Annotated in this window: 18 protein-coding genes and 1 tRNA gene; 17 read left to right on the plus strand and 2 right to left on the minus strand. The window is 61.0% G+C overall.

Annotated elements, in window-relative coordinates; genetic code table 11:
- Positions 1-210 precede the first annotated feature (210 nt).
- Both ACZ5BO_RS08735 and ACZ5BO_RS08740 read left to right on the plus strand, forming a co-directional pair.
- Positions 211-450, plus strand: a complete 240-nt coding sequence (locus ACZ5BO_RS08735; protein WP_025127909.1) for a sulfurtransferase TusA family protein — start codon at positions 211-213, stop codon at positions 448-450.
- A 40-nt stretch (positions 451-490) separates the two neighbouring features.
- Complete coding sequence (locus ACZ5BO_RS08740; protein ID WP_025127910.1) at positions 491-1,561, plus strand: AI-2E family transporter; 1,071 nt, start codon at positions 491-493, stop codon at positions 1,559-1,561.
- A 34-nt stretch (positions 1,562-1,595) separates the two neighbouring features.
- Here the strand turns inward: ACZ5BO_RS08740 and ACZ5BO_RS08745 are convergent, their stop codons facing one another.
- Together ACZ5BO_RS08745 and ACZ5BO_RS08750 are read right to left on the minus strand one after the other, a co-directional pair.
- Entirely contained in the window at positions 1,596-2,069 is a 474-nt protein-coding gene (locus tag ACZ5BO_RS08745; protein ID WP_025127911.1) for a peroxiredoxin, read from the minus strand.
- 9 nt (positions 2,070-2,078) lie between these two features.
- Positions 2,079-2,639: a glycine cleavage system transcriptional repressor gene (locus ACZ5BO_RS08750; protein ID WP_025127912.1), complete on the minus strand. Its 561-nt coding sequence runs from the start codon at positions 2,637-2,639 to the stop codon at positions 2,079-2,081.
- A gap of 325 nt (positions 2,640-2,964) precedes the next feature.
- On the opposite strand from ACZ5BO_RS08750, the gene dapA reads away from it, so the two are divergent.
- The 15 genes from dapA (at position 2,965) to ACZ5BO_RS08825 (ending at position 23,182) form a co-directional block, all read left to right on the plus strand.
- Positions 2,965-3,843, plus strand: a complete 879-nt coding sequence (gene dapA / locus ACZ5BO_RS08755; protein ID WP_025127913.1) for a 4-hydroxy-tetrahydrodipicolinate synthase — start codon at positions 2,965-2,967, stop codon at positions 3,841-3,843.
- Between the two features lie 17 nt (positions 3,844-3,860).
- Complete coding sequence (gene bamC, locus ACZ5BO_RS08760) at positions 3,861-4,976, plus strand: outer membrane protein assembly factor BamC (RefSeq protein WP_025127914.1); 1,116 nt, start codon at positions 3,861-3,863, stop codon at positions 4,974-4,976.
- 4 nt (positions 4,977-4,980) lie between these two features.
- Positions 4,981-5,739 carry an MBL fold metallo-hydrolase gene (locus ACZ5BO_RS08765; protein WP_025127915.1) on the plus strand — a complete coding sequence of 253 codons (759 nt, stop codon included), beginning with the start codon at positions 4,981-4,983 and terminating at the stop codon, positions 5,737-5,739.
- 28 nt (positions 5,740-5,767) lie between these two features.
- Positions 5,768-6,481: a phosphoribosylaminoimidazolesuccinocarboxamide synthase gene (gene purC / locus ACZ5BO_RS08770; RefSeq protein WP_025127916.1), complete on the plus strand. Its 714-nt coding sequence runs from the start codon at positions 5,768-5,770 to the stop codon at positions 6,479-6,481.
- 83 nt (positions 6,482-6,564) lie between these two features.
- Positions 6,565-6,654: transfer RNA gene (locus ACZ5BO_RS08775), tRNA-Ser, on the plus strand.
- Positions 6,655-6,956: 302 nt separating this feature from the next.
- On the plus strand, positions 6,957-7,463 hold the full coding sequence (locus ACZ5BO_RS08780) for a sigma-70 family RNA polymerase sigma factor (RefSeq protein ID WP_025127917.1): 507 nt from the start codon (positions 6,957-6,959) through the stop codon (positions 7,461-7,463).
- A complete protein-coding gene (locus ACZ5BO_RS08785) occupies positions 7,460-8,425 on the plus strand; it encodes a FecR domain-containing protein (protein ID WP_464699265.1) in 966 nt (321 codons plus the stop codon). Before ACZ5BO_RS08780 ends, ACZ5BO_RS08785 begins: the two co-directional genes overlap by 4 nt.
- A gap of 97 nt (positions 8,426-8,522) precedes the next feature.
- Positions 8,523-11,360, plus strand: coding sequence for a TonB-dependent receptor (locus ACZ5BO_RS08790; RefSeq protein ID WP_464699267.1), 2,838 nt, complete (start codon positions 8,523-8,525; stop codon positions 11,358-11,360).
- Positions 11,361-12,073: 713 nt separating this feature from the next.
- Entirely contained in the window at positions 12,074-12,640 is a 567-nt protein-coding gene (locus ACZ5BO_RS08795) for a fimbrial protein (protein ID WP_464699269.1), read from the plus strand.
- 27 nt (positions 12,641-12,667) lie between these two features.
- Positions 12,668-13,432 carry a fimbrial biogenesis chaperone gene (locus ACZ5BO_RS08800; RefSeq protein WP_464699271.1) on the plus strand — a complete coding sequence of 255 codons (765 nt, stop codon included), beginning with the start codon at positions 12,668-12,670 and terminating at the stop codon, positions 13,430-13,432.
- A 169-nt stretch (positions 13,433-13,601) separates the two neighbouring features.
- Positions 13,602-16,196 carry a fimbria/pilus outer membrane usher protein gene (locus ACZ5BO_RS08805; protein WP_464699273.1) on the plus strand — a complete coding sequence of 865 codons (2,595 nt, stop codon included), beginning with the start codon at positions 13,602-13,604 and terminating at the stop codon, positions 16,194-16,196.
- On the plus strand, positions 16,193-16,954 hold the full coding sequence (locus tag ACZ5BO_RS08810; RefSeq protein ID WP_464699275.1) for a fimbria/pilus periplasmic chaperone: 762 nt from the start codon (positions 16,193-16,195) through the stop codon (positions 16,952-16,954). Before ACZ5BO_RS08805 ends, ACZ5BO_RS08810 begins: the two co-directional genes overlap by 4 nt.
- Before the next feature lie 94 nt (positions 16,955-17,048).
- A complete protein-coding gene (locus ACZ5BO_RS08815) occupies positions 17,049-18,674 on the plus strand; it encodes a ShlB/FhaC/HecB family hemolysin secretion/activation protein (protein WP_464701212.1) in 1,626 nt (541 codons plus the stop codon).
- A 76-nt stretch (positions 18,675-18,750) separates the two neighbouring features.
- Positions 18,751-21,810: a two-partner secretion domain-containing protein gene (locus ACZ5BO_RS08820; RefSeq protein ID WP_464699277.1), complete on the plus strand. Its 3,060-nt coding sequence runs from the start codon at positions 18,751-18,753 to the stop codon at positions 21,808-21,810.
- 229 nt (positions 21,811-22,039) lie between these two features.
- The gene (locus ACZ5BO_RS08825) at positions 22,040-23,182 is read left to right on the plus strand and encodes a fimbrial protein (RefSeq protein WP_464699279.1); all 1,143 of its coding nucleotides are present in this window, start codon (positions 22,040-22,042) and stop codon (positions 23,180-23,182) included.
- The last annotated feature ends 53 nt before the right edge of the window (positions 23,183-23,235 follow it).

Here is a 23,235-nt window from a genome sequence, read left to right on the forward strand (position 1 = left end):
GGCTCTACTGTAGCTGGACACCTGGCCGGGGACCAGATAAAGCCAGTGAAAACTCTAAGGATAAAAAGTGCTTTTGGGTAAATTCCGGCGTCTACCTGATTGTGGCTTCGGCAGGGCGCAGCAGTGCTCTGGTGCCGAGCTTCTTTATTGCCGGCGGTCCTGGCTTGCAGGGTATTCTAGACGCCTTGAATTGATGATCGGAGTCACCCAATGACCGATGTTGTCGCCCATGATGCCGAGCTGGACGCCAGCGGCCTGAACTGCCCGCTGCCGCTGCTCAAGGCCAAGATGGAACTCAATCGCCTGGCCAGTGGCGCGGTACTCAAGGTCACTGCCACCGATGCCGGTTCCCAGCGCGACTTTCGCACTTTCGCCCGGTTGGCCGGTCATACCCTGCTGCGTGAAGAGGACGAGGCCGGGGTTTATCGTTACTGGTTGAAAAAGGCCTGACATCGGCAGCCCTGCTGGCTCCCCATCTTAAGGATCATTGATGTTCAAAGTGCTACGCGACTGGATACAACGTTACTTCTCGGATGAGGAGGCGGTGGTGCTGGCGGTCTTGCTGTTCCTGGCCTTCACCGCCGTACTGACCTTGGGCGGCATGCTCGCTCCGGTGCTCGCGGGCATGGTTCTGGCTTACCTGATGCAGGGGCTGGTGGTCAGCCTGGAGCGCCTGCGCCTGCCCGGAGGGGCGGCGGTAGGGCTGGTGTTTGCCCTGTTCATGGGGCTGTTGCTGGTGTTCATCCTGGTGGTGGTGCCGTTGCTCTGGCATCAGTTGATCACGCTGTTCAACGAATTGCCGGGCATGCTCGCCAAATGGCAATCGTTGCTGCTGCTGTTGCCCGAGCGCTATCCGCACCTGGTGTCCGACGAGCAGGTCTTGCAGGCCATCGAAGTGGCTCGCGGCGAAATCGGCAAGTTCGGGCAATGGGCTCTGACCTTCTCCCTCTCCAGCCTGCCGTTGCTGGTGAACATCATGATCTACCTGGTGCTGGTACCGATCCTGGTGTTCTTCTTCCTCAAGGACCGAGCCATGATCAGCCGCTGGGTCATCGGCTATCTGCCACGCGAGCGTACGCTGATTACTCGGGTCGCCCATGAGATGAACCGGCAGATCGCCAATTACATCCGCGGCAAGGTCATCGAGATCGTCATCTGTGGTGGAGTCACCTACATCGCCTTCGTTGCCCTGGGCTTGAACTACGCGGCCTTGCTGGCGTTGCTGGTGGGGATTTCGGTGGTGGTGCCCTATGTCGGCGCGGTAGTGGTGACGGTGCCGGTGGCGCTGATTGCTCTGTTCCAGTGGGGTTGGAGCGACCAGTTCATCTACCTGATGGCGGTCTATGGGATCATCCAGACCCTGGATGGCAACGTGCTGGTGCCGTTGTTGTTCTCCGGTGCGGTGAACCTGCACCCGGTGGCGATCATCTGTGCGGTGCTGCTGTTTGGCGGGCTGTGGGGCTTCTGGGGGATATTCTTTGCGATTCCCCTGGCTACCCTGTTCAAGGCGGTGCTGGATGCCTGGCCCAGGAAGGACCCGGTGGTGGCACCTCTACTCTAGATACGCGGGGCGGCTTTCAGCCGCCCCGGTCATTTCAGGCCTTGTTCAGGGCCTGGGCTGCGGCCAGTACGGCGTCGACGTGGCCCGGAACCTTCACTCCACGCCATTCCTGGCGCAGTACACCGTCCTTGTCGATCAGGAAGGTGCTGCGGTCCACACCCAGGTATTCCTTGCCGTAGAGCTTCTTCAGCTTGATCACGTCGAACAGCTGGCAGACGGCTTCGTCCTTGTCGCTGATCAGCTCGAAGGGGAATTCCTGCTTGCACTTGAAGTTCTCGTGGGACTTCAGGCTGTCGCGGGAAACGCCGAAGATCTCGGTGTTGGCAGCCTGGAAGGCCGCGTACTGGTCACGAAAACCCTGGCCTTCGGTGGTGCAGCCCGGGGTGCTGTCCTTGGGGTAGAAGTAGATCACCACTTGCTTGCCCTTGAGGTCGGACAGGCTGACGGTCTTCCCGCTGGTGGCAGGCGCCTGGAAATCGGCAATAGGTTGATCGATAGCAACGGCCATGGGGCTTCCTTACATAGGGTTCTGTGGGCGCCAGGGTTCGATCAGCGCATCGAGGTTCATGGCGTCGGCAAAGTCCAGGAACTGGTCGCGCAGCCAGCTGATCTGGGTGCCGGCGGGCAGGGTCACGGTGAAGGTGGCGTTGAGCATGGTGCCGCCGGTTTGTGGTGCCTGATAGGTATCGCAGGTGAGGTTTTCCAGCTCGACCTGATGGTCGATGAAGAACTGGCACAGCTCATTGACGATATCCGAGCGATAGGCGGCGCTGACGTAGGCAACATAGGGCAGGGCCTGGGGACGGCTCTCCAGGGCGGCACTGCGGACCACGTTGACCGTGAACCCGTGCTTCTTGGCCAGGGACGGCAGGCTGCCTTCCAGGCGTGCCAGGGCGTCCCAACTGCCGGAAATCTCCAGGACCAGGGCGCTGCACTCGCCATGCCGAGTCAGGCGCGAGGTCACCACGGCACAGCGGTTTTCATGGCTGGCGCGGCACAGGACGTTGGTCAGCTCCATGGGGTTGGCGCCGAGGGCACTGATGACAAGGAATTGTTCGCGAACTGTGGGGGTGGACATGCAGCATTCCTAAAGCGATGAGCGGTCGTTACTTTTCACAAGCCAGAGCCGGGTATGCGCGTCGATCATCTCTCCATGGCCTTGAACCGCAAGCCGGCGACAGGCGCCGAAACTTCCGGAGCACAGGCTGGCGACGCAGGAATGGGGCTTTGGAGATCCAACAGGCAGGCAATAACCCGGTTCACACGCTTATCAGTAGCGATCAAAGCCTGAAGGGTAGCGAAAACCATCGCTCAGGGGAATGCTCACGGCGCGGGACTTTGCTTGTGCAAGGAACTTGGCGCCAGTACCATTACCGCTCTCTTTTTCCGGCAGGAGCGGTTGCATGATTGCGGGCAGTATGGTGGCACTGGTCACACCCATGGATGCACAGGGAAATCTCGACTGGGACAGCCTGAGCAAACTGGTGGACTTCCACCTGCAAGAGGGCACCAACGCCATCGTGGCGGTCGGCACCACAGGTGAGTCGGCGACCCTGGATGTCAACGAACACATCGAAGTGATTCGTCGGGTGGTGACCCAGGTTGCAGGGCGCATTCCGGTGATTGCCGGTACCGGCGCCAACTCGACGCGTGAAGCGATCGAACTGACCACCAATGCGAAGATCGCCGGCGCCGATGCCTGCCTGCTGGTGACGCCGTACTACAACAAGCCGACCCAGGAAGGCCTGTACCAGCATTTCCGCGCCATTGCCGAGGCCGTGGACATTCCGCAGATCCTCTACAACGTTCCGGGCCGCACCGCTTGCGACATGCAGGCCGAGACCGTGATCCGCCTGTCCAGTGTGAAGAACATCATCGGGATCAAGGAAGCCACTGGCGACCTGGCCCGCGCCAAGGCCATCCTGGCCGGCGTGCCCAGCGATTTCCTGGTGTATTCCGGCGATGACGCCACCGCAGTCGAGCTGATCCTGCTGGGCGGCAAGGGCAATATCTCGGTCACCGCCAACGTCGCACCGCGGGCCATGAGCCAGATGTGCGCCGCGGCCATGGCCGGCGACGCCGCCAAGGCTCGGGAGATCCACGAAAGCCTGATGCCGCTGAACAAGACCTTGTTCATCGAATCCAACCCTATTCCCGTGAAATGGGCCCTGCATGAAATGGGTTTGATGCCGGACGGTATCCGTCTGCCGCTCACCTGGCTCAGTGCCGCCTGTCACGAACCGCTGCGGCAGGCCATGCGCCAGTCCGGCGTCTTGGTTTAATTGAGGAAGTACAACGCATGAAGCGAATGGCCGGACTTTCCGCACTTGCCTTGATTATCTCCAGCACCAGTGGCTGCGGTTGGATCTGGGGCCCGGAAGGCTACTTCCGTGACCGGGGTAGCGATTATCTGCAAGCGCAACAAACAGCACCCATGCAACTGCCGCCGGATGTACAGACCGCCAAGCGTCTGGACCCCCTGCTGCCGATTCCGCGCAACGTGGCCGACGACAGCGTCAAGGGCGAGTACGAAGTGCCTCGTCCGCAGCCGCTGTCGGCGATTGCCGATGCCAGCGACTACAGCCTGCAGAAGAGTGGCGATTCCCGCTGGATCATGGCCCAGCGTCCGCCAGCGGAAGTCTGGCCTGTGGCGGTACAGTTCTTCCAGGACAACGGCTTCCACCTGGATCAGCAGCGTCCGCAAACCGGTGAGTTCACCACCACCTGGCAGCGTTCCGATGAGCTTTCCACAGCGGTGGCCAGGCGCCTGAGCAGTGCCGGTGTTGCGGCCGACAGCGAAACCCGCGTGCGGGTACGCATCGAGCCGGGTGTGCAGCGCAATACCAGTGAAATCTACGTGGTCAGCGCCGAGCGTCCTGCCGGCAGCACCGCGGATGTGGACTTCACCAACCGTTCGGTCAACGTCGGCCTGGACGCATCGCTGGTGGACGACATGCTGGCGAGCATGAGCCGTATCTCCGAGAAGGGCGGTTCGGTGTCGCTGCTGGCAGCGCGTGATTTCGACACCCCGAGCCGGGTCAGCCTCAGCGAAGACGGCAGCGGCAACCCGGTGCTGAACCTGGGCGCCGACCTTGATCGTGCCTGGTCCAGCGTGGGCCGTGCCCTGGAGCAGGGCGAATGGCGGGTTGAGGACATCAACCGCAGCCTGGGCCTGTACTACATCAACCTGGCGGAAAAAGCCGAGAAGAAGAACGACGAGCCAGGCTTCTTCGGCAAGTTGTTCGGCAGCAAGCCGGCCAAGGAAGAGATCGAAGCCCGTGCCGAGCGCTATCAGGTGCGCCTGAGCAAGGTGGGTGAGAACGTACAGGTCACCGTCGAGAAGAACATCAACACCGTCGCGCCTGCCGAGGTAGCGCGCAAAGTGTTGGGCGTGATTCAGGACAACCTGGGCTGATCGAATGCGTTTTGCCGTTCTCGGCAGTGGTAGCCAAGGGAATGGCACGCTGATCGCCAGTGCTGACACCTGCATCCTGGTGGATTGTGGTTTCTCCCTGCGGGAAACCGAGCGGCGCCTGCTGCGCCTGGGAGTCGATCCCGCGCAGTTGAGCGCCATCCTGGTGACTCACGAACATGCCGACCACGTGCATGGCGTGGGTTTGCTGTCTCGGCGCTACAATCTACCGGTCTACCTCAGCCAGGGCACTTTGCGCGGGATGCGCAAGCCGGTGGAGGTGGCGGGATTCGTCAGGGGTGGCGAGTCGTTGCAGGTCGGTGCCTTGCGCATCGACGTGATTGCCGTGGCTCATGATGCCCAGGAACCGACGCAGTTCGTTTTCAGTGACGGCCAGCGGCGTTTCGGCCTGTTGACCGACCTTGGCTCCTATTGTGCAGGCGTGCTGGAAGGTTATCGCGGGCTGGATGCCCTGATGATCGAGGCCAACCATTGCCGGGACCTGCTGGCCCGTGGTTATTACCCGTACTTTCTCAAGCAGCGGGTAGGCGGCGACGAAGGACATTTGAACAACCACCAGGCCGCGCGCCTGGTGGCCGAATTGGGATGGCAGGACCTGCAGCATCTGGTCCTGGCTCATCTGAGCAGCAAGAACAACCTGCCGCAGCTGGCCCGGCAATGTTTTGTCGACACCCTCGGGTGCGACCCGGACTGGCTGCAACTGGCCGATCAAGATTCAGGGCTCGACTGGCGCCACATCGCCTAGCCCATCTACTTAGCAAGCGGAGCCCATCATGGAAAAACGTGAAGAACTCTACCGCGGCAAAGCCAAGTCGGTTTACAAGACCGACGACGCTGACCGCTTGATCCTGCTGTTTCGCAACGACACTTCGGCGTTCGACGGCAAGCGCATCGAACAGCTCGATCGCAAGGGCATGGTGAACAACAAGTTCAACGCCTTCATCATGCAGAAGCTCGAAGCTGCCGGCGTGCCGACTCAGTTCGACAAGCTGCTGGGCGACAACGAGTGCCTGGTGAAGAAGCTCGACATGATTCCAGTGGAGTGCGTGGTGCGCAACTACGCAGCCGGCAGCCTGGTCAAGCGCCTGGGTGTGGAAGAGGGCATGAAGCTCAACCCCTACACCTTCGAACTGTTCCTCAAGGACGACGCCAAGGGCGACCCGTTCATCAACGAATCCCACGTCGTGGCATTCGGCTGGGGCACTGCCGAGCAACTGGTGCGGATGAAAGAACTGTCGCTCAAGGTCAACGAAGTCCTGAGCCAGCTGTTCGACGACGCCGGCCTGCTGCTGGTGGACTTCAAGCTTGAATTTGGCGTGTTCAGCGACGGCTCCATCGTCCTGGGCGACGAGTTCAGCCCGGACGGCTGCCGTCTGTGGGACAAGGCCACCATGAAGAAGATGGACAAGGACCGCTTCCGTCAGGGCCTCGGTGATGTGATCGAAGCCTACGAAGAAGTTGCCCAGCGCCTCGGCGTACCGCTGTAATCGACGCAAGCATCTGATAGCACGGAAAAATTTCGCTTTGGGGCTTCGCTTCAAGTCAATGTGCTGTTATGATGCGCGCCGTTGGAGAGATGCCAGAGTGGCCGAATGGGACGGATTCGAAATCCGTTGTACCTTCACCGGTACCTAGGGTTCGAATCCCTATCTCTCCGCCATACCTATGAAAACCCCTGAAACCTCTGGTTTCAGGGGTTTTTTGTTTTGCGACGCACGCAATGTCCGTACGCAGATTTCCAGTGTCGCCCCTTCCTCGATTTCTCCACCTCCCGGTCACTTGCATGCCGGGCCCGATGTGCCGTGGCCTTCAGAACCTGCGCCCGCTACCGCTCGGGCGCGCTTCAGGCGAGTGCCTTGGGTTTCGCTGCAACGATGAACCGGGGCGTGGGTAACGCTGTACAAGCCCCGGACACCGCTAGTAATATGCGAAAAGCAATCATTCTCATTAGTTGAATCCACTATGTATCAAGACAGCCTCGTCTCGCCCGTCGAACAGTTGTATGCGAATCATCACGGCTGGCTGCGGGGCTGGTTGCATCGGCGGCTCGGGCACAGTGCCGATGCCGAGGATTTGGCTCACGACACTTTTATCCGCGTGTTGCGCTCCAACCAGGATGTACGGGAGTTGCGCCAGCCCATGGCGTTCCTCGCCACCATTGCCAATGGCTTGCTGATCAACCGCTGGCGGCGCCAGGAAATCGAGCGGGCCTATCTCGAAGCGCTGGCCGCGCGGTCCGAGGCCGTGGAGCCCTCGCCGGAAGAGCGGCACTTGATGATCGAAACCCTGTTGCAGCTCGACTCGCTGCTGGTGGGGCTTTCGGTGCAGGTGCGGCAGATTTTCTTCCTGTCCCAGCTCGATGGTTTGACCTATCCGCAGATCGCTGCGCAACTGAACTTGAGCGTGGCCCAGGTGCAGCGGGCGATGGGCAAGGCCTTCAGCGTCTGCTACGCAAGCCGTTTTGAATGAACAGCGCCGCTGTCGACCCACGGGTGCGGGACGCGGCCATCGACTGGATGGTGCGCTTGCAGTCGGGAATCATGAGTGCAGCCGATCACCAGGCGCTGCAGACCTGGCGCCAGGCGAGTGCCACCAACGAACAGGCCTGGCAACGGGTGCTCAGCTTGCCGCTGTTGCAGCAGCCCGGCGCCCACCTGCTGGCCGACGCGACGGCCCGCAGGGCGCTGGAGGCTGCCGGGCCGAATCAGCAGCGTCGTCGCCATGTGCTCAAGTGCCTGTGCGCTCTCGGCCTGCTGGGGGGTATTTCCTGGCAGGGCGCTGGCTCCGCCTTCGTGCGTTCGGCCCTGGCGACCTACCGTACCGGTACCGGCGAGCGTCGCCAGTGGACCCTGGCCGATGGCAGCTCGCTGTGGCTGAACACCGCCAGTGCGGTGAACCTGGATCTGACCGCGGACTCGCGCAACCTGCAGTTGGTCGAGGGGGAACTGGCCCTGGAGGCTGCAACCGAGTCCAGGGGGCTGCAGGTGCTCACTGCTGATGCGGTGTTGCACAGTCGTGGTGCTCATCTGCTGCTGCGCCATGATCGGCAGGGTACCCGGGTCACGGTACTGGAGGGGCTGGTGCAACTGCATTCACGATACGGCCAGGCCTCCTTGCCGCTGGAGGCCGGTTGGCAGGTCCGGGTGGATGGGCGAGGTATCGGTCAGGCAAGCCGTGTCGACCGGTTCATGGCCCAGGCCTGGCTGCGCGGCATCCTGCCTGCGGAGCGCATGCGCCTGGATGCCTTGCTCGCCGAGCTGTCACGCTATCGCCCCGGCGTTCTGCATTGCAGTGAGCAGGTCGCTGCGTTGCGCCTGACGGGCAGCTTCCAGTTGGACGATACCGATGCCGCCCTGGCCTTGGTGGCCCGTACGCTACCCGTGCGTATCGAGCGGCGAACCCGTTACTGGGTGACTGTGGTGCCGGCCTGAAATTTTTTTCTTCTGTGCGCGATAGTTTTTCAACACTCGATTGGCCTACAGGAACAGCCCGCCGCAAGAGACGGGCCTCGACCTCTAGGAGCCTTGCATGATTGACCCTGCCCGCGCCTTGCGCGCCCGCACCCTTGGCCTGATTTTCCTGAGTCTGCAGCCTCTGTGCGGTCTGCCGGTGTTCGCCGCTGCGGCCGCGCAGCACTTCAGCATCGATGCCGGACCGCTGGACCAGACGCTGTCGCGTTTTGGCGTCCTGGCCGGAATCAGCATGGCGGGCAATGCAAGCCTCACGGCGGGCAAGAGCAGCCAGGGACTGCATGGCGACTTCAGCCCGGAAGCCGGTCTGGCGCGGCTGCTGCTGGGAACCGGGCTGACCTTTCAGCGCCAGGCAGACGGCAGCTATCTGTTGCGCCAGGGGCTGGAAGCGGTGGCTTTGCCAATCCAGAAGGTCAAGGGCGAAAACCTCGAGCAGGAAGACGTATATCGGGCGCCGCGCTCGTCGGTGTACATCTCCGGCGAAGACATGCAGCGCTTTGGCGTGGTCTCGGTCGGCGACGTATTGAAAGGCCAGCCCGGGGTCCAGGTGGGTGACAGCCGTAATGGCGGGGGCCTGGACGTCAACATCCGCGGTATCCAGGGCCAGAGCCGGGTGGCGGTGACGGTGGATGGTTCGCAGCAGGCGCTGGATGTGTATCGCGGTTATGCGGGCACTCAGCAACGCAGCTACGTCGATCCGGACATGATCAGCGACATCGTCATCGACAAGGGCCCAAGCCTGACCTCCAGTGCCATTGGCGGCACGGTGAAGATGCGCACCATCGGTGTCGAGGACATCCTGAAGGATGGTCAGAACATTGGCCTGCGCTTGAAGGGCGATCTGTGGAACAACGGGGTCGCACCCGCCTCGCGTGACCCGCACTCCAGGACCGAGGACCTGTACTCCGAACCGCACCAGAGCCGTGGCGGCCTGTTTGGCTCGGAGGCGGAGGCCGGCAGTGCCGCGTTTGCCTATTCCCATGAGCTGTTCGACGTGGTGGCAGCCTATGCCCACCGCAACCAGGGCAACTACTTTTCCGGCAAGAAGGGCCAGGACCGCTACCGCACCTATGACCGTTGGGGCGATGAAGAGACCAGTGTGGCCACCACCTACAACGCCGGTGAGGAGGTGTTGAACTCGTCGTCGGAGACCGACTCGTTCTTGCTCAAGACCACCCTGCGTCCGGCGGACGGCCACACCTTCGACTTGGGCTATCGCCGTTATGACGGACGTATCGGCGAGATCATGCCCTCGGACATCTTCCGTTTCGGCACCGGAGGCATCTATCAGTACCCCCTGGGCCACACCAAGATCGATACCTACACCGCACGCTACAACTACTTGCCGGCGGGCAACCCGCTGGTGGACCTGACCGCCGACCTGTGGCTGACCGATGCACAAACCAGCCAGCTGTCCGCCTGGTCGGCACCGGCCTCCCAGGCCTACCGCACGGACCGCTCCTGGAGCCGACAGGCCAACCGCCGCACCGGGGGCGGCCTGGCCAATACCTCGCGGTTCGAGACCGATTACGGCGACTTGAAGCTGGACCTGGGCGGCTCCTTCCAGTTGGAGGAGTTGCGCCCGCAAAAAGGAGTGGTCACCACCCAGGACGACATCAACGCCAACCGCAGCCTGCGGGAGGGCTCGCGGCAGGAGTTCAGCTTCAACGGCAAGCTGGAATACCAGCCGGTGGACAGCCTGACGCTATGGGGCGGCGGCCGGTATACCCACTTTCGCAGCAAGGACCAGGTGGCCCACGCAACGGCGCGGCGAGAGGAGCGAGAACACCGCTACGTGACAGTGTCGAAGCCGGGGGACTATGGATACCTGATGTGGTTTCCGGACCAGAACGGGCTGTACACCGACGCCACCGACCCTCGGTTGAACAACGGTATTGTCTTCACCAACACCAACTACCCGTTCGAGGGCACGCCCTACGACCAATACGGCGCGACCAGTACCGACGTTGACTCTCCGCAATTCGGCAGGGTGGTCACCGGCTTTGACTATTCCGGCAAGGAGAGCAACAGCGGAGGCGCTTTTGCCCCGGCCTTCGGCATCAATCTCGAGGTATTGCCCGACACCTTCCTCTACGCCTCCTACACCCGGGGCTTTCGCATGCCCTCGCTGTTCGAAACCGGCCACGGTGTGCAGCAGACCACCCCGGGCAAGGGTTTGAAGCCCGAGCGTTCGAGCAACTGGGAAATCGGTGCCAGCACCCTGCAAAAGGGCCTGCTGCTGGATAACGACACCGCGGCGCTCAAGGTGGCCTACTTCAACAACACCATCAAGAACTACATCACCCGCTACTACGACCCGACCCCGGGCCTGTGGGGCCTGATGCGCTTCAGCAACACCGACAGCTACAAGACCAGCGGCCTGGAGCTGCAAACCCGTTATGACGCCGGACGGATGTTTGCCGACTTGTCGTCCACCTACTACCTGAAGACCGAAACCTGTGACGCAGCGTTTGCCGCGACGCTGAGGGCTGCCAGCAATCCGTACAAGGACTTGAGCGGCACTCCGGACTGCACCCCGGGCAGTTTCATGGGCTCTTACACCAACACCCAGAACCCGCCGCGGTTTGCCGGAAACCTGACCACGGGCCTGCGCTTTTTCGACCAGAGCCTGACCCTCGGTACACGTATCACCTACACCTCCGGTCCCACTGTCACCGTCGACAAGCCCTGGCAGACCGGTGCTACCACGCCGCAGGTGAACTATCGCGAAGTGGCGCTGGTGGACCTGTTCCTCAACTACAAATTGCAGGAGCACACCCAGTTCAACCTTTCGCTGCAAAACCTCACCGATCGCTATTACCTGGACCCCTTGGCGCAGAGCTTCATGCCCGCACCCGGACGTACGCTGCGGATGGGGCTGCAGACCAAGTTCTGAAACCGGCCTGCTGTGTGCCCTGCGCTGTGCAGCACACTGATCGATACGCCACCTCAAGCCGGTGGCGACGACCCAGGGCACAGCGTCCCCTGTGCCTGGCCAAATGTTGACGAGCCATGACCATGCGGAGGGAAAGCTCTGTTTCGCAGCACTCCACAAAAAAGCCCCGGGAATCGGCCATTCCCGGGGCTTTTTTGTGGGGGGACATATGGCGGCGCCCCCCGGGTGGCAGGTTTTCGTGCGCCCGCGATCACGAATGTTGTCTGTCCCTGCAGAGCAGGCGCACCGGTGCCTTGCCGCCTTTGAGTCAGCGCATGCTTATTGAGAGCGGCAGATAATTCCATGTTGTTGTCGGGTATTGGGCGAGGCTTTCGTGAGTTTATATCGTTAGTCATAGACGCTGTTTGTTCTTGATAAGTGTTTCTTTATTGGCCGTAGGAAATTTCCTTTTGTTTTCTCGGATGATTCAGGCGGTCTTAACCAATCCAGTCTTGTTCTGAATCAATAAGCTCTTCTATAGAGTGATTGCCTGCTGTCGAGCCAATGCATCTCTTTTAATTAAAGATGATTGCGGGACTGCAAGTCAGCAGCGTTTGTGAGCTTCTAATTGGGGGTGAGTGCTTTGTTCTGTTACACGGTTGGAGCTTTTAGTTTCTTCCAAGTGGCGGGATATATGTTTTTTCCTCTGTGGGACATTTGGAAAAGGAAATCAGATGAAACGTAAGTCTCTGTTCTCTGTGGCAACTTCCGGGCTGATGCTTGCAGCATTGATTCCGGCTATGGCCCAGGCTAATGATGGTGTCATCAACTTCAGTGGCAGTATTACTGATGTGTCTTGCAACATTAACGGGTCGACGCCTGGATTGAATAACGTAACCAACGTCAATCTCGGTACTATCCAACCATCAGTATTCGACGGAGCTGCTGGGAAAACTTCCCCACTAGAACCGTTCCAACTGGTGCTCTCGGGAGACAACTGCAAAGACGGTTCCAAGGTCTCTATCGAGTTCGATCAGGTGGGTAACGTCGATCCAGCTTCCGGCAACCTGAAGCTGACTGGTGGCGCTGCGTCGGCGTCGGGCGTGCAGATCCAGATCTATAACGACCACGTCCAACCACCGGTCAAAATCCAACTGGGACAAGGCGAGTCAACCCCTCAAGTCGCAACCATTACTGGTAAGACCGGCACTCTGAAGTACAAGGCTGCTTATGTCTCCACCGGTACTGTTACGGCGGGTTCGGGTATTTCTCATATCCGTTACACCCTGGCTTACCAGTAAAAAACGTTAGTTACCAAGGAGTTGGTTATGGCGCCGGTAGCGCGTTTTTTAAATTCTCTCGTTATCGGTGCCATGCTCTTGGGGTTGTTCTCGGGGGCGGCTCAGGCCGGAATAATCCTGCAGGGTACTCGTCTGGTCTACCCGGCTGAGGCTCGTGAGGTTACGTTGAAGATATCCAATCCGGGGACCGTGCCTCTGTTGGCGCAAAGCTGGGTTGACGACGGGGATGCCAGTAAGTATCCGGAAGAAATAAAAGTTCCTTTCCTGTTGGCACCGGCTGTTAGTCGCCTGGAGCCGGAAGGCTCGGCGGTGTTACGTATTTCATACTTGAAAGCGCCGTTGGCAAAGGATCGCGAGACTTTGTTCTGGTTGAATGTGCTGGAAATGCCACCGCGTGAAGAAAACAAGGACAACGTACTGCAGTTTTCATTTAGATCGCGTATCAAGATTTTCTTTCGCCCCGATAACCTGGCGGGCTCCTCACATACCGCTGCTGAAAAACTCCGCTGGGAGTTCAAGCGCGGCACTCAATTGAAAGAAGCCTCCACACAATCGGACGCTCCTGTGGTCAAGGTGACCAATCCAACACCTTATTACGTGTCTTTTGGTCGCATGGAAGTTGATCTTGAAGGACGCCACGTAGCCCTGAAACCGGGCATGGTCGCGCCGTTCTCCGATGAAGTTTTCCCTTGGCCAGCCAGCGCTCCGAAAGAGCCGAAAAAGGCATCGATTCGCTATGAAGTGATCAACGATTTCGGTGGTCGCAGATTAATTAACACACCGCTGCTCTAGCCGGCTTCCTATTTCAACTTCGCTTGTATCTCAGTGTCATTGAGCTCTATAGGAGCGCGGCATGTTGAACGTTCAATGTCATAGGCGTGATGTCTTTGCGCGCCTTGGTATTTGGTGTAGTCGAGATTCTGCTGCGGATGTTCGAACGCTGTGTCTGGCGGCTGTGCTGATGGGCAGTTCAACAGGCTTGGCAGCCAACGAAGAGTCCTCGGCACCCGATCAGCCAGAGATCCAGGGCAATCAGTCCGGCCAGCCCATGGTGTTCGACAGCCAGATGCTGTTTCAAGGCAAAGGGATGCCCATCGACACTTCACGCTTTGAACAATTGGGCTATGTCGCGCCGGGAAAGTACTTGCTGGATCTGTTGGTGAGCGGGCAGTGGCGGGCGATGGAGGAAATTGAATTCCGTGCCGGCGCTGACGCCCAGAACAGTCAGCCCTGCTTCGACCGTTCACTGTTGCAGCAGTTGGGTATCGACTTGAGCAAGGCAGATGCAGCGTTGAAGGCGGGGGGTTCCCATCCACTGCAGGGCGAAGGGCAATTCTGTGGTGACCTGGGCAGTTACATCCAGGGAGTGACCACCCGCATCGACATTGCAGAACAGAAGATCGAGTGGTCCGTACCGCAGTTCTTCCTGCAGCAGGAAATGTCGAAGAACTTCGTTGATCCGGCAAGTTGGAATCAAGGGATTTCTGCCGCGGTGCTCAACTACAACACCAACCTGTTCAGCTCTCAAAGCAACGGGGTCACCCAGACCAATGGTTATGCCGGGCTCAACATGGGCCTGAACATCGGTGCCCTGCGTTTGCGCCATAGCGGTACCGTGACCTGGTCGCCAACCACTGGCAGTGACTATCAGCGTGGCTACATCTACGCCCAGACCGACCTGCCGGACTGGCGTTCGCAGCTGCTGGTGGGGGAGAGCGTCACCGATACCGATCTGTTCGACTCGGTGTCGTTTCGCGGCGTCCAGTTGTTCAGTGACTCGCGCATGCTGCCCGATACCCAGCGCAGCTATGCACCGCAGGTCCGAGGCACGGCCAACACCAACGCCAAGGTGTCGGTGTATCAGCGTGGATACCTGATCCACGAAACCACCGTCGCTCCGGGGCCGTTCGAGATTTCCGATCTGCAGGCTGCAAGCTTTGGCGGTGACCTGGACGTGACCGTCACCGAAGCCAATGGGCAGGTCAGCCGTTTTACCGTGCCCTTTGCCACCACTGTGCAACTGCTGCGCCCGGGAACCTCGCGCTACAGCCTGACGGCAGGCCAGGTGACCAGCCCCGAGCGCGGCGGCAACGGCCAGTATGTGGCCCAGGGCACGTTGCACCATGGGCTGGATAACCAGATCACCGCTTACGCCGGCACGGCATTGACCGGCAGCTACATGTCGGCCCTGATCGGCAGTGCGCTGAATACCTCCCTGGGCGGTTTTGGCCTGGACCTGACTCAGGCCAGAACCGAGATCCCCCAGGGCGGCAACATCCAGGGCTCGAGTGTGCGCCTGTCCTATAGCAAGAACCTGCCCAACAGCGGGACTCATTTTTCATTGTTGGCGTATCGCTACTCCACCAGCGGCTACCTGGGCCTGAGCGATGCCATTGCCCTGCAGGACTATGTCGATCGAGGCAACCGCGCCGAGTCCTTTGCCCGGTTGCGAGACCGCCTGGATATCAACGTCAACCAGCAACTGGGTGATGATGGCGGCCAGGTGTATGTCACCGGCTCCTCCCTCAAGTACTGGAATCGCGAGGGGCAGCGGCTCAACTTTGCCCTGGGCTACAGCAATCAGTGGCGGGGTAACAGCTATTCCTTGATGGCCCAGCGCATGCGCGCTTCCTCTGGCGGAACGGCGCGCAACCAGGGCTCGGATGACACCTTTTTCAGCCTCAGCCTGACGATTCCCCTGGGCAATGAAAGGCGTCGCGGGACCATGATCAATGCCTACGCCAGTCATGACCGCAGTTCCGGTGCGCACTACACCACTGGCATTTCCGGGCTGCTGGACCAGCAGGGCGACCTCACCTATGCCGTGTCTGCCTCCCGTGATCAACGGCAACGAGAGACCTCCACCAACGCCAGCCTCAATTACTTCCTGCCTGAAGTTTCCTTGAGCTCGAGTTTTTCCCAGGGCAGTGACTATCGCCAGGAGTCCCTGGGGGCGTCCGGCGGCATGATTGTGCATTCCGGGGGCGTGACCTTTTCCCAGCCCTTGAGCGAAACCATGGGCCTGGTGCACGCCCCCAATGCCCAGGGAGCCAGGGTAGGCAACTCCGGGGCCCGGGTGGATGGGCGAGGTTATGCGGTGGTGCCCAGCTTGAGCCCCTACCAATTGAACACCGTGGATATCGATCCCGGCACCATCGCCGACGATGTCGAGTTGCAGGTCAGTTCACGCCACGTGGCACCCGTGGCGGGCTCGGTGGTGATGCTTTCCTACCCGACTCGCAAGGCCCGGGCGTTCCTGATCGACAGCCGTCAGCCCAATGGCCAGGCGCTGCCGTTTGCCGCCATCGCCATCGATGTGCAGAGCGGTGCGGAACTGGGGGCGGTGGGTCAGGGCAGCCGCCTGGTGCTGCGGGCCGAACGGGAGCAGGGGACGATCCGAGTGGAGTGGGGCAGCGAGCCCGATCAGCGATGCCTGATCGACTACCAGTTGCCAGCGCGCGAGTCCGCGTCGTCCACCGGCTACGACTTGCTCGAACAACCTTGCCGCGCCGTGCCTGCCGTGGATGCGGGCCCAGGCCCGCAGGAGCAAACATGATGGGGCCTGGAGGACGTGAGGCCCCGGGCCCGGTAGGCGCCGGGCGCTGGCTGCTGGCGGGCTGGTTGGCCCTGTTCAGTACCTGGGCCCTGGCTGATCTGTCGATTACCGGCTCCCGGTTCATCTATCCGGCCGGGCAGTCAGCCTTGACCATCCGGGTCGGCAACGTCGGCCCGGCGCCGATTCTGTTGCAGGCCTGGCTGGACAAGGGGGATGCCGAGGCCAACCCCAGTGACCTGGTCGTGCCCTTCGTGCTCTCGCCGCCCCTGTCCCGGCTTGAACCGCGACAGCGATCGGCGCTGGTGGTGCGTTACAGCGGCGAGCCTGTGCCGGCCGATCGCGAGTCGGTGTTCTGGATCAACTTTCTTGAAGTGCCGTCCCTGGCGCCAGTGGGCAGCAACGTCCTGCGGATGGCCTATCGCATGCGCATGAAGCTGCTGTATCGCCCCCAGGGCCTGGCGGGCACGGCAGCCGAGGCCGTGGGGCGGCTGCGTTGGAGCCTGGGCGGCGCAAGTGCGCCTGCAACGACGCTGCGAGCCAGCAACCCGACACCGTACTACGTGTCCTTCGCCCAGTTGACCCTGGGTAGCGGAGCGCGAGCGAACACCTGGCAGGGGATCACGGTGGAGCCCTTTGGCTCGACGGATCTTCCTCTGGCCGAGGTGCAAGGGAAGGTCCCGGATCAGACGGTAGTTCATTACCAAGTGGCAACAGACAGCGGGGAGACGCTGAGTGGAAGTGCGCGAATACAAGACTGAAGTTGCCTTGGGCAAGTCATTGAGCAACCCGCTTGCGAGGTGTCTTGAACGGCCCCGGCAGTGTTTGCCCTGGGGCTGCCTGAGCTTGCTGCTGATGCTGCCCGGGGTGGCGGCTGCCGCGTTGCCCAACGCCGGGCAGGCGATGCGTGACCTCGAGGCCACGCAACCGGCCTTGCCGGAGCCTCCGGCGCCGGAACTGGACCTGCCGGCGAAGCCGCCGAGCGCCCCTGCCCAGGCTCCGGATACCTCCGGCATCCGTCTGCAGGTCAACGATTTCGTGATCGTCGGCAATCAGGTGTTCAGCAACGAAACGCTGCAGGCCGAGCTGGCGGACCTCAAGGGTCAGGAGCTGGATCTGAACCAGCTGCGCGCGGCTGCCGAGCGTCTGACCACCTATTACCAGAACCAGGGTTACATGCTGGCCCGGGCCTTCCTGCCGGCCCAGGACATCGAGGACGGCGTGGTGCGTATCGAGGTCATGGAGGGCCGTTACGGCCGTATTCAAGTGAACAACCAGTCCCGGGCTCTGAACTCGGTGATCAGCGGCCCCCTGTCGTCGCTGCAAAGCGATACCGCAGTGCGCAGTGACGATCTTGAGCGCAGCCTGCTGCTGTTGAGCGACCTTCCCGGGGTTCGGGTCAAGGGCACCCTGAGTGCCGGTGAGCAGCGGGGCACCACCGACCTGCTGGTCAATGCGCAGCCCGGGCCCTGGGCCAGCGGCACCCTGGAAGCCGACAACTTCGGCGGCTACTACACCGGCGAATACCGCCTGGGGGGCAGCCTCAACCTCAACAATCCCTTGCGTCTGGGTGACCAGCTCAACCTGCGGGTGCTGGGCAGCGATGAGGATCAGCGCTACTACCGCGCCGCCTACAAACTCCCGCTAGGCCCCTGGTCCACCAGCCTGGGCGTGGCCTATTCGCGGATGAAGTACGAGTTGGGCCGGGACTTCGAGCTGCTGGAGGCCAACGGCCAGGCCAGCATCGGCAGTGTCTTCATCACTCAACCGCTGATCCGCAGCCGCACCTTCGATCTCAGCGCCCAATTGCAGTACGAGGACAAGCGGCTGCGGGACGACATCGACCTGTTCGAAATCAGCAGCCAGAAGCATGTGGAGCTCTGGAGCCTGAGCCTCAACGGCAACTCCCAGGACAGCGTGCTCGGCGGCGGGCAGAACTTCTTCTACCTCACCTACGGCAGTGGCCGGTTGAGCATCGACGACCCGATGGACCAGTGGCGCGACCACTTCACGGCCGGCACCAACGGTGGCTTTCAGAAGCTCAACCTGAATGCCGCGCGCCTGCAGTACCTGAGCCCGCGCTTTCAGCTCTACGGCCAGTTCAACGGCCAATGGTCTTCGACCAACCTGGACAGCTCGGAAAAATTCGGCATCGGCGGCCCCTTCGATGTGCGCGCCTATCCCCAAGGCACCAGCAGTGGCGACCAGGGCTGGCAAGCGAGCCTGGAACTGCGCTTTCTCCTGGCCCCGCGTTGGCAGCTCAAGGCGTTTGTCGATCACGGCGCGGTGCAGATCAACAAACGCCCCTGGATTCACGATGAGAACCGCCGCCAGCTTTCGGGCGCCGGTGTGGGTGCCAGTTGGAGCGGTCCTTCGCAACAGATCAGCGTGACCAGTGCCTGGGCCCTGGACAACAACCAGGAAGGCAGTGGTCCCGAGCGTACGCCGAGGATCTGGGCAAGCGCGACTCAGTATTTCTGAAGGCGCATGTGCGCTTCGGATGTAGTGCCGCCCTGCAAAAGTTGCAAGGCGTTAATCAGTAAAATAAGGAGTCAACGTGAATAAGGTTTATGCATTGGTATGGAACCAGGCTCAGGGTTGCTGGAGTGTGGCCGACGAAGGGGCGCGGCGCCGTCGGCGTTCAGGAACCCGCAAAGGCCTGGTGGTGATGGTTGCCGGGTTGCTGGGCATAGGCGCATTGCCTATGGCCTTCGCGCTGCCGACTGGAGGAACCATAGTCTCCGGACAGGCAGACATCCTGACGTTCGAGAATGGCAAGCAGATGTCGATCAACCAGCACTCCGACAAGCTGATCACCAACTGGAACGACTTCAGCGTGAACCGCGGCCAGACGGTGACCTTCAGCCAGCCGACCAAGACCTCGGTCGCCCTGAACCGGGTGATCGGCGTCAACGGCAGTAACATCCAGGGGCAGATCAATGCCAACGGCCGGGTGTTCCTGATCAACCCCAACGGCGTGGTATTCGGCAACAACGCTCAGGTCAACGTCGGTGGCCTGGTGGTCTCGACCAAGAACATCAGCGATGACAACTTCAAGGCCGGCAACTACAAGTTTGCCGGGACCTCACAAGCTGAAATCGTCAACAACGGCGTGATTACTACCACCGATGGTGGCAGCGTGGCCCTGCTCGGCAAGACCGTGCGCAACGAAGGCGACATCAAGGCGCAAAAGGGCCGTGTGGCCCTGGGTGGCGGCGATGAGTTCACCGTCAGCTTCGACAGCAACAACCTGCTGGACCTGAAAGTCGATGCCGCGGCGATCAATGCGCTGGTCAGCAACGGCGGCCTGCTCAAGGCCGATGGCGGGCAGGTGTTGATGACCGCACGCAGTGCCGGCTCGATGCTGCAGACCGTGGTCAACAACCAGGGCGCCATCGAAGCCAACACTCTGTCGCGCAAGGCCGGCAAGATCACCCTGGACGGCGGTGATGTCGGCGTGGTCAACGTCGGTGGCTCGATGAGCGCCAATGCACTGACTTCGATCGGTGATGGCGGTGTCGTGGAGACCAAGGGCGCCGACACCAAGGTGCAACTGGCCGCCCGGGTCAACACCTTGGCCACCAATGGCAAGGCCGGTACCTGGAAGATCAGTTCCACCGATATCAATGTCAGCCCAACCTCCACCCCCGGCAGCAACAACGTGTATGCCGATACCCTGTCGTTTAACCTGGCTTCCACCAACGTCGAGTTGAGCAGCAAGTCCGGCGACGTTTCGATCGACGGTGATATCAACTGGAGCAGCGGCAATCACTTGAACGTCGCTTCGGCCCAGGACATCAACCTCAATAAAAACCTGAAGGCCAGCGGTACAGGCGCTCGTGTCGAGCTCCAGGCCGATCGGGACATCAAGCTCAATGGTGCGGTAGCGCTGACCGGTGCCAACAGCAGCCTCGGCCTGGTCTACGGCAACAGCTATGTCCTGGGCGATCGCGGCCAGGTCACCCTGTCCGGCAGCGGCGCTTCGTTCGACGTCAATGATGACCTGTACACAGTGATCCAGAACTCCGCGCAGTTGCAGGCGATCGGCACCAACCTCGGTGGCCTGTATGTGCTGGGCAATGACATCAAGGGCACCGGCATCATCAAGACCATTGGTGGCAACAGGCAGTTCAACGGCATCTTCGAGGGCCTGGGCAATACCATCAGTGGTTTCACCGTCAATACCGATGGGCCTTACGGTGGTCTGTTCGGCCGATCGTCCGGCAGTATCAGCAACCTCAAGCTGGCGTCGATGAGAATCAACGGTACTACCTCCAACTCCGGCTTCGGAAAAATCGGTGGCTTGGTGGGCGAGAACACCGGCCGCATCGAAAACGTCAGTGGCACCAACCTGGTCGTGAACGCCAACAGCAATCAGACCAACACCGTCGGTGGCCTGGTCGGCGTCAACGCCGGCGGCAGCATCAACCGTGGATCGGTGACCGGTACGGTGACCGGTAACAACAACACCTTGGCCATGGGCGGCCTGGTCGGCGAAAACAATGTTGGCCGCGCCGGTGTGGGGAGCATTACCAATAGCTCCACCAACGTGCAGGTGTTGGGCACCGTACAGCTCAGTGAGGTGGGTGGCATGGGCGGCCTGGTGGGGATCAACAAGGGCGGGGAAATCAAGGGTTCTTCGAGTGCCGGTACGATCGGAACGGGTTTCCGTCCACCCGTTAACCCACCTGTTCGCCCACCATACATCGACCCGAACCTGGGTGGCCTGGTGGGCTACAACCAAGGCGGCCTGATTGAGAACGCCAGTTCTTCGGTCAATGTCTCGGGTTATGCCGCCAGCCGTATCGGTGGTCTGGTGGGGACCAACAAAAATGGCACCATCATCGACTCCAGCGCCAGTGGTTCGGTTACCGGGGTAACGTCCCTGGCCGCAGGTGGCCTGGTGGGCTTCAACCAGAACAGCGAGCTGAAGAACGTCAAGGCCACTGGCACGGTGACTGACTCCACCGGCACCAACATTGGCGGTCTGGTGGGCAAGAACGAGGACAGCCAGATCCACACGGCGGAAGCGACCGGCAATGTGACAGGTGGTACCAACAGCAATGTCGGTGGCCTGATCGGACACAACTTTGGCGGTAACACCGAATATGTCGTGGCTCGTGGCAATGCCAGCGGCGGCAACATCAGCAACGTCGGCGGGTTGGTGGGTTACAACGACGGTGACCTGAGTTCGGCCGAAGCCAGCGGTGACGTCCGCGGCGGCGTCACCAGCTTCGTCGGCGGCCTGGTGGGTACCAATGGCGACCTTGTCGATCACCGCATCAATAGCGCATCGGCCAAAGGCGACGTAGTGGGCGGTGATCGGAGTGCGGTTGGCGGCCTGGTCGGTCAGAACAATTCGTTCATCACCAACTCCCTGGCCGATGGCCAGGTGAGCGGCGGCGTCTCTGCCCTCCTGGGCGGACTGGTCGGCTTGAACACGGGCGATCTGCGTAACTCTTCGGCCTCCGGCAAGATCAACTTCGTTGCGCGCAACGCCCAGACCTACGGTGGCCTGGTCGGGGTCAACTACGGCGACATGCGCTACAACAGGGCGGAAGAGCTGGCGGCGCAAGTGCCAGCGGTCGGCCTGAACGAGGGCGATATCCGCAACTGATGACCGGTACCCACTGATCTGAGGAAGGACAGTTCCCCGGTGCACCTGGCTGATGCCTGGCGTACCGGGTGCTGACTGATGACGGGTACCTGCTTGTCTCGTTCCTTGATGATCTTTCTTAAGGGTGGCCGGAAGCAGCCGGCCACTGTTGGACAACCCATCTCGTTTGTGCAGGGCATGGCCGTTCACACAGGCGGTGCTCCAACAGTGCAGACAGGGAGAAAGACAGATGATTCGCCAATGGCTGAGGCTTGTAACCGAGCGTAGACCGCTGTCCCTGTGGGTTCATGGCGTCGTGCTTGCAGCGATGCTTTGCGGCTGGGTCGGCACGCAAGCGCGCGCAGCCTCGGTGAACGGTTATGCCAGGGGCTGCGACGTCACCAGCAACGCCGTTACGCAATGGCGGCTGATCAACCCGTTGAACACCAATACCGCGGTAGGAACCGTGTTATGGCAGCGTACGCTGACCTTGCATACCAGTTTCAACCTGGCTGTCTCCGGCAGACCTCGGGAGCTGGTGACTGCGGGGCATTGGACCCCCGGTACGCCGCAGTACGATGGTGCCGCGCCTACCGATGTCGCCGGCATTGGCTTGCGACTGGAGGTTGTTCCTCAAGGGGGCAAGAAAATACGGGTGGCCCAGGTCACCTACCCGATTGCCTTGGAAAAAAATGACGACCTGGTCTTTGAGAGCGGTTTACCCAAGCAGACCATGGTCACCCAGATTGTTCAGTCACTGATCCTGACCGTGCCACCGGATCAGTTGCCCACGGGCACCCTCAAAGTGACTCAGGTAACAGGCTCTTCCTACCTGCAGTTGTATGCGTACGACCTGGAAAAAAACGAGTCGACCCTGGGGGCCCAATTGAGCCAGCTCAGCGCACCGCTGACCGGCAGTTGCCGCACGAGCCTGGTCATGGGCGGCATGGACTTCAACATCAACATCGAGCTGCCCAAGACCTGCGTGGTGGAAGCCTACAAAGAGATCGGGGTGCGCTTGGGGCGCTTCACCCTGTCGGACTTTCCCCAGGTCAACGCTACCTCGCCTGCGGTTCCTTTCAGTATCGGCTTGAGCCGTTGTTCGATGCAGGCCAAGCCTCGCATCAGCTTTATCGACAAGTCCGGGGGCTCGTCGGTCCCGGGCGTACTGGGTCTGATCAATTCCAGTACCCGGGGGTTCGGCATTGTCATGACCAATGGGCTGACTTCGGAACGCATCGAGTACAGCGGCCAGAGCTACGAGATGCAGCGCATCGGCGAGGGCGCAAGCATTCCCTTGCGGGCCAGCTACATCCGCATTGGCAATGACCAGGAAGTCCAGGCCGGCGGAGAGGCCAACGGGGCCGCAGAGTTCACCTTTACCTTCCCATGAGCGCGACCGGTCATTGAGCCGGTTCGCCCGTGGGCGAGTTCTACCCAACACCG

The organism is Pseudomonas sp. FFPRI_1 (assembly GCF_055384485.1).

What these genes read in the sequence shown, in the direction of transcription:
- ACZ5BO_RS08795 (WP_464699269.1), top strand. Translation starts at nt 12,074, where the DNA reads ATGAAACGTAAGTCTCTGTTCTCTGTGGCAACTTCCGGGCTGATGCTT.
- ACZ5BO_RS08805 (WP_464699273.1), top strand. Translation starts at nt 13,602, where the DNA reads ATGGGCAGTTCAACAGGCTTGGCAGCCAACGAAGAGTCCTCGGCACCC.
- dapA (WP_025127913.1), top strand. Translation starts at nt 2,965, where the DNA reads ATGATTGCGGGCAGTATGGTGGCACTGGTCACACCCATGGATGCACAG.
- bamC (WP_025127914.1), top strand. Translation starts at nt 3,861, where the DNA reads ATGAAGCGAATGGCCGGACTTTCCGCACTTGCCTTGATTATCTCCAGC.
- ACZ5BO_RS08750 (WP_025127912.1), bottom strand. Translation starts at nt 2,639, where the DNA reads ATGTCCACCCCCACAGTTCGCGAACAATTCCTTGTCATCAGTGCCCTC.
- ACZ5BO_RS08790 (WP_464699267.1), top strand. Translation starts at nt 8,523, where the DNA reads ATGATTGACCCTGCCCGCGCCTTGCGCGCCCGCACCCTTGGCCTGATT.
- ACZ5BO_RS08735 (WP_025127909.1), top strand. Translation starts at nt 211, where the DNA reads ATGACCGATGTTGTCGCCCATGATGCCGAGCTGGACGCCAGCGGCCTG.
- ACZ5BO_RS08740 (WP_025127910.1), top strand. Translation starts at nt 491, where the DNA reads ATGTTCAAAGTGCTACGCGACTGGATACAACGTTACTTCTCGGATGAG.
- purC (WP_025127916.1), top strand. Translation starts at nt 5,768, where the DNA reads ATGGAAAAACGTGAAGAACTCTACCGCGGCAAAGCCAAGTCGGTTTAC.
- ACZ5BO_RS08765 (WP_025127915.1), top strand. Translation starts at nt 4,981, where the DNA reads ATGCGTTTTGCCGTTCTCGGCAGTGGTAGCCAAGGGAATGGCACGCTG.
- ACZ5BO_RS08800 (WP_464699271.1), top strand. Translation starts at nt 12,668, where the DNA reads ATGGCGCCGGTAGCGCGTTTTTTAAATTCTCTCGTTATCGGTGCCATG.
- ACZ5BO_RS08745 (WP_025127911.1), bottom strand. Translation starts at nt 2,069, where the DNA reads ATGGCCGTTGCTATCGATCAACCTATTGCCGATTTCCAGGCGCCTGCC.
- ACZ5BO_RS08780 (WP_025127917.1), top strand. Translation starts at nt 6,957, where the DNA reads ATGTATCAAGACAGCCTCGTCTCGCCCGTCGAACAGTTGTATGCGAAT.
- ACZ5BO_RS08825 (WP_464699279.1), top strand. Translation starts at nt 22,040, where the DNA reads ATGATTCGCCAATGGCTGAGGCTTGTAACCGAGCGTAGACCGCTGTCC.
- ACZ5BO_RS08810 (WP_464699275.1), top strand. Translation starts at nt 16,193, where the DNA reads ATGATGGGGCCTGGAGGACGTGAGGCCCCGGGCCCGGTAGGCGCCGGG.
- ACZ5BO_RS08785 (WP_464699265.1), top strand. Translation starts at nt 7,460, where the DNA reads ATGAACAGCGCCGCTGTCGACCCACGGGTGCGGGACGCGGCCATCGAC.
- ACZ5BO_RS08815 (WP_464701212.1), top strand. Translation starts at nt 17,049, where the DNA reads ATGCTGCCCGGGGTGGCGGCTGCCGCGTTGCCCAACGCCGGGCAGGCG.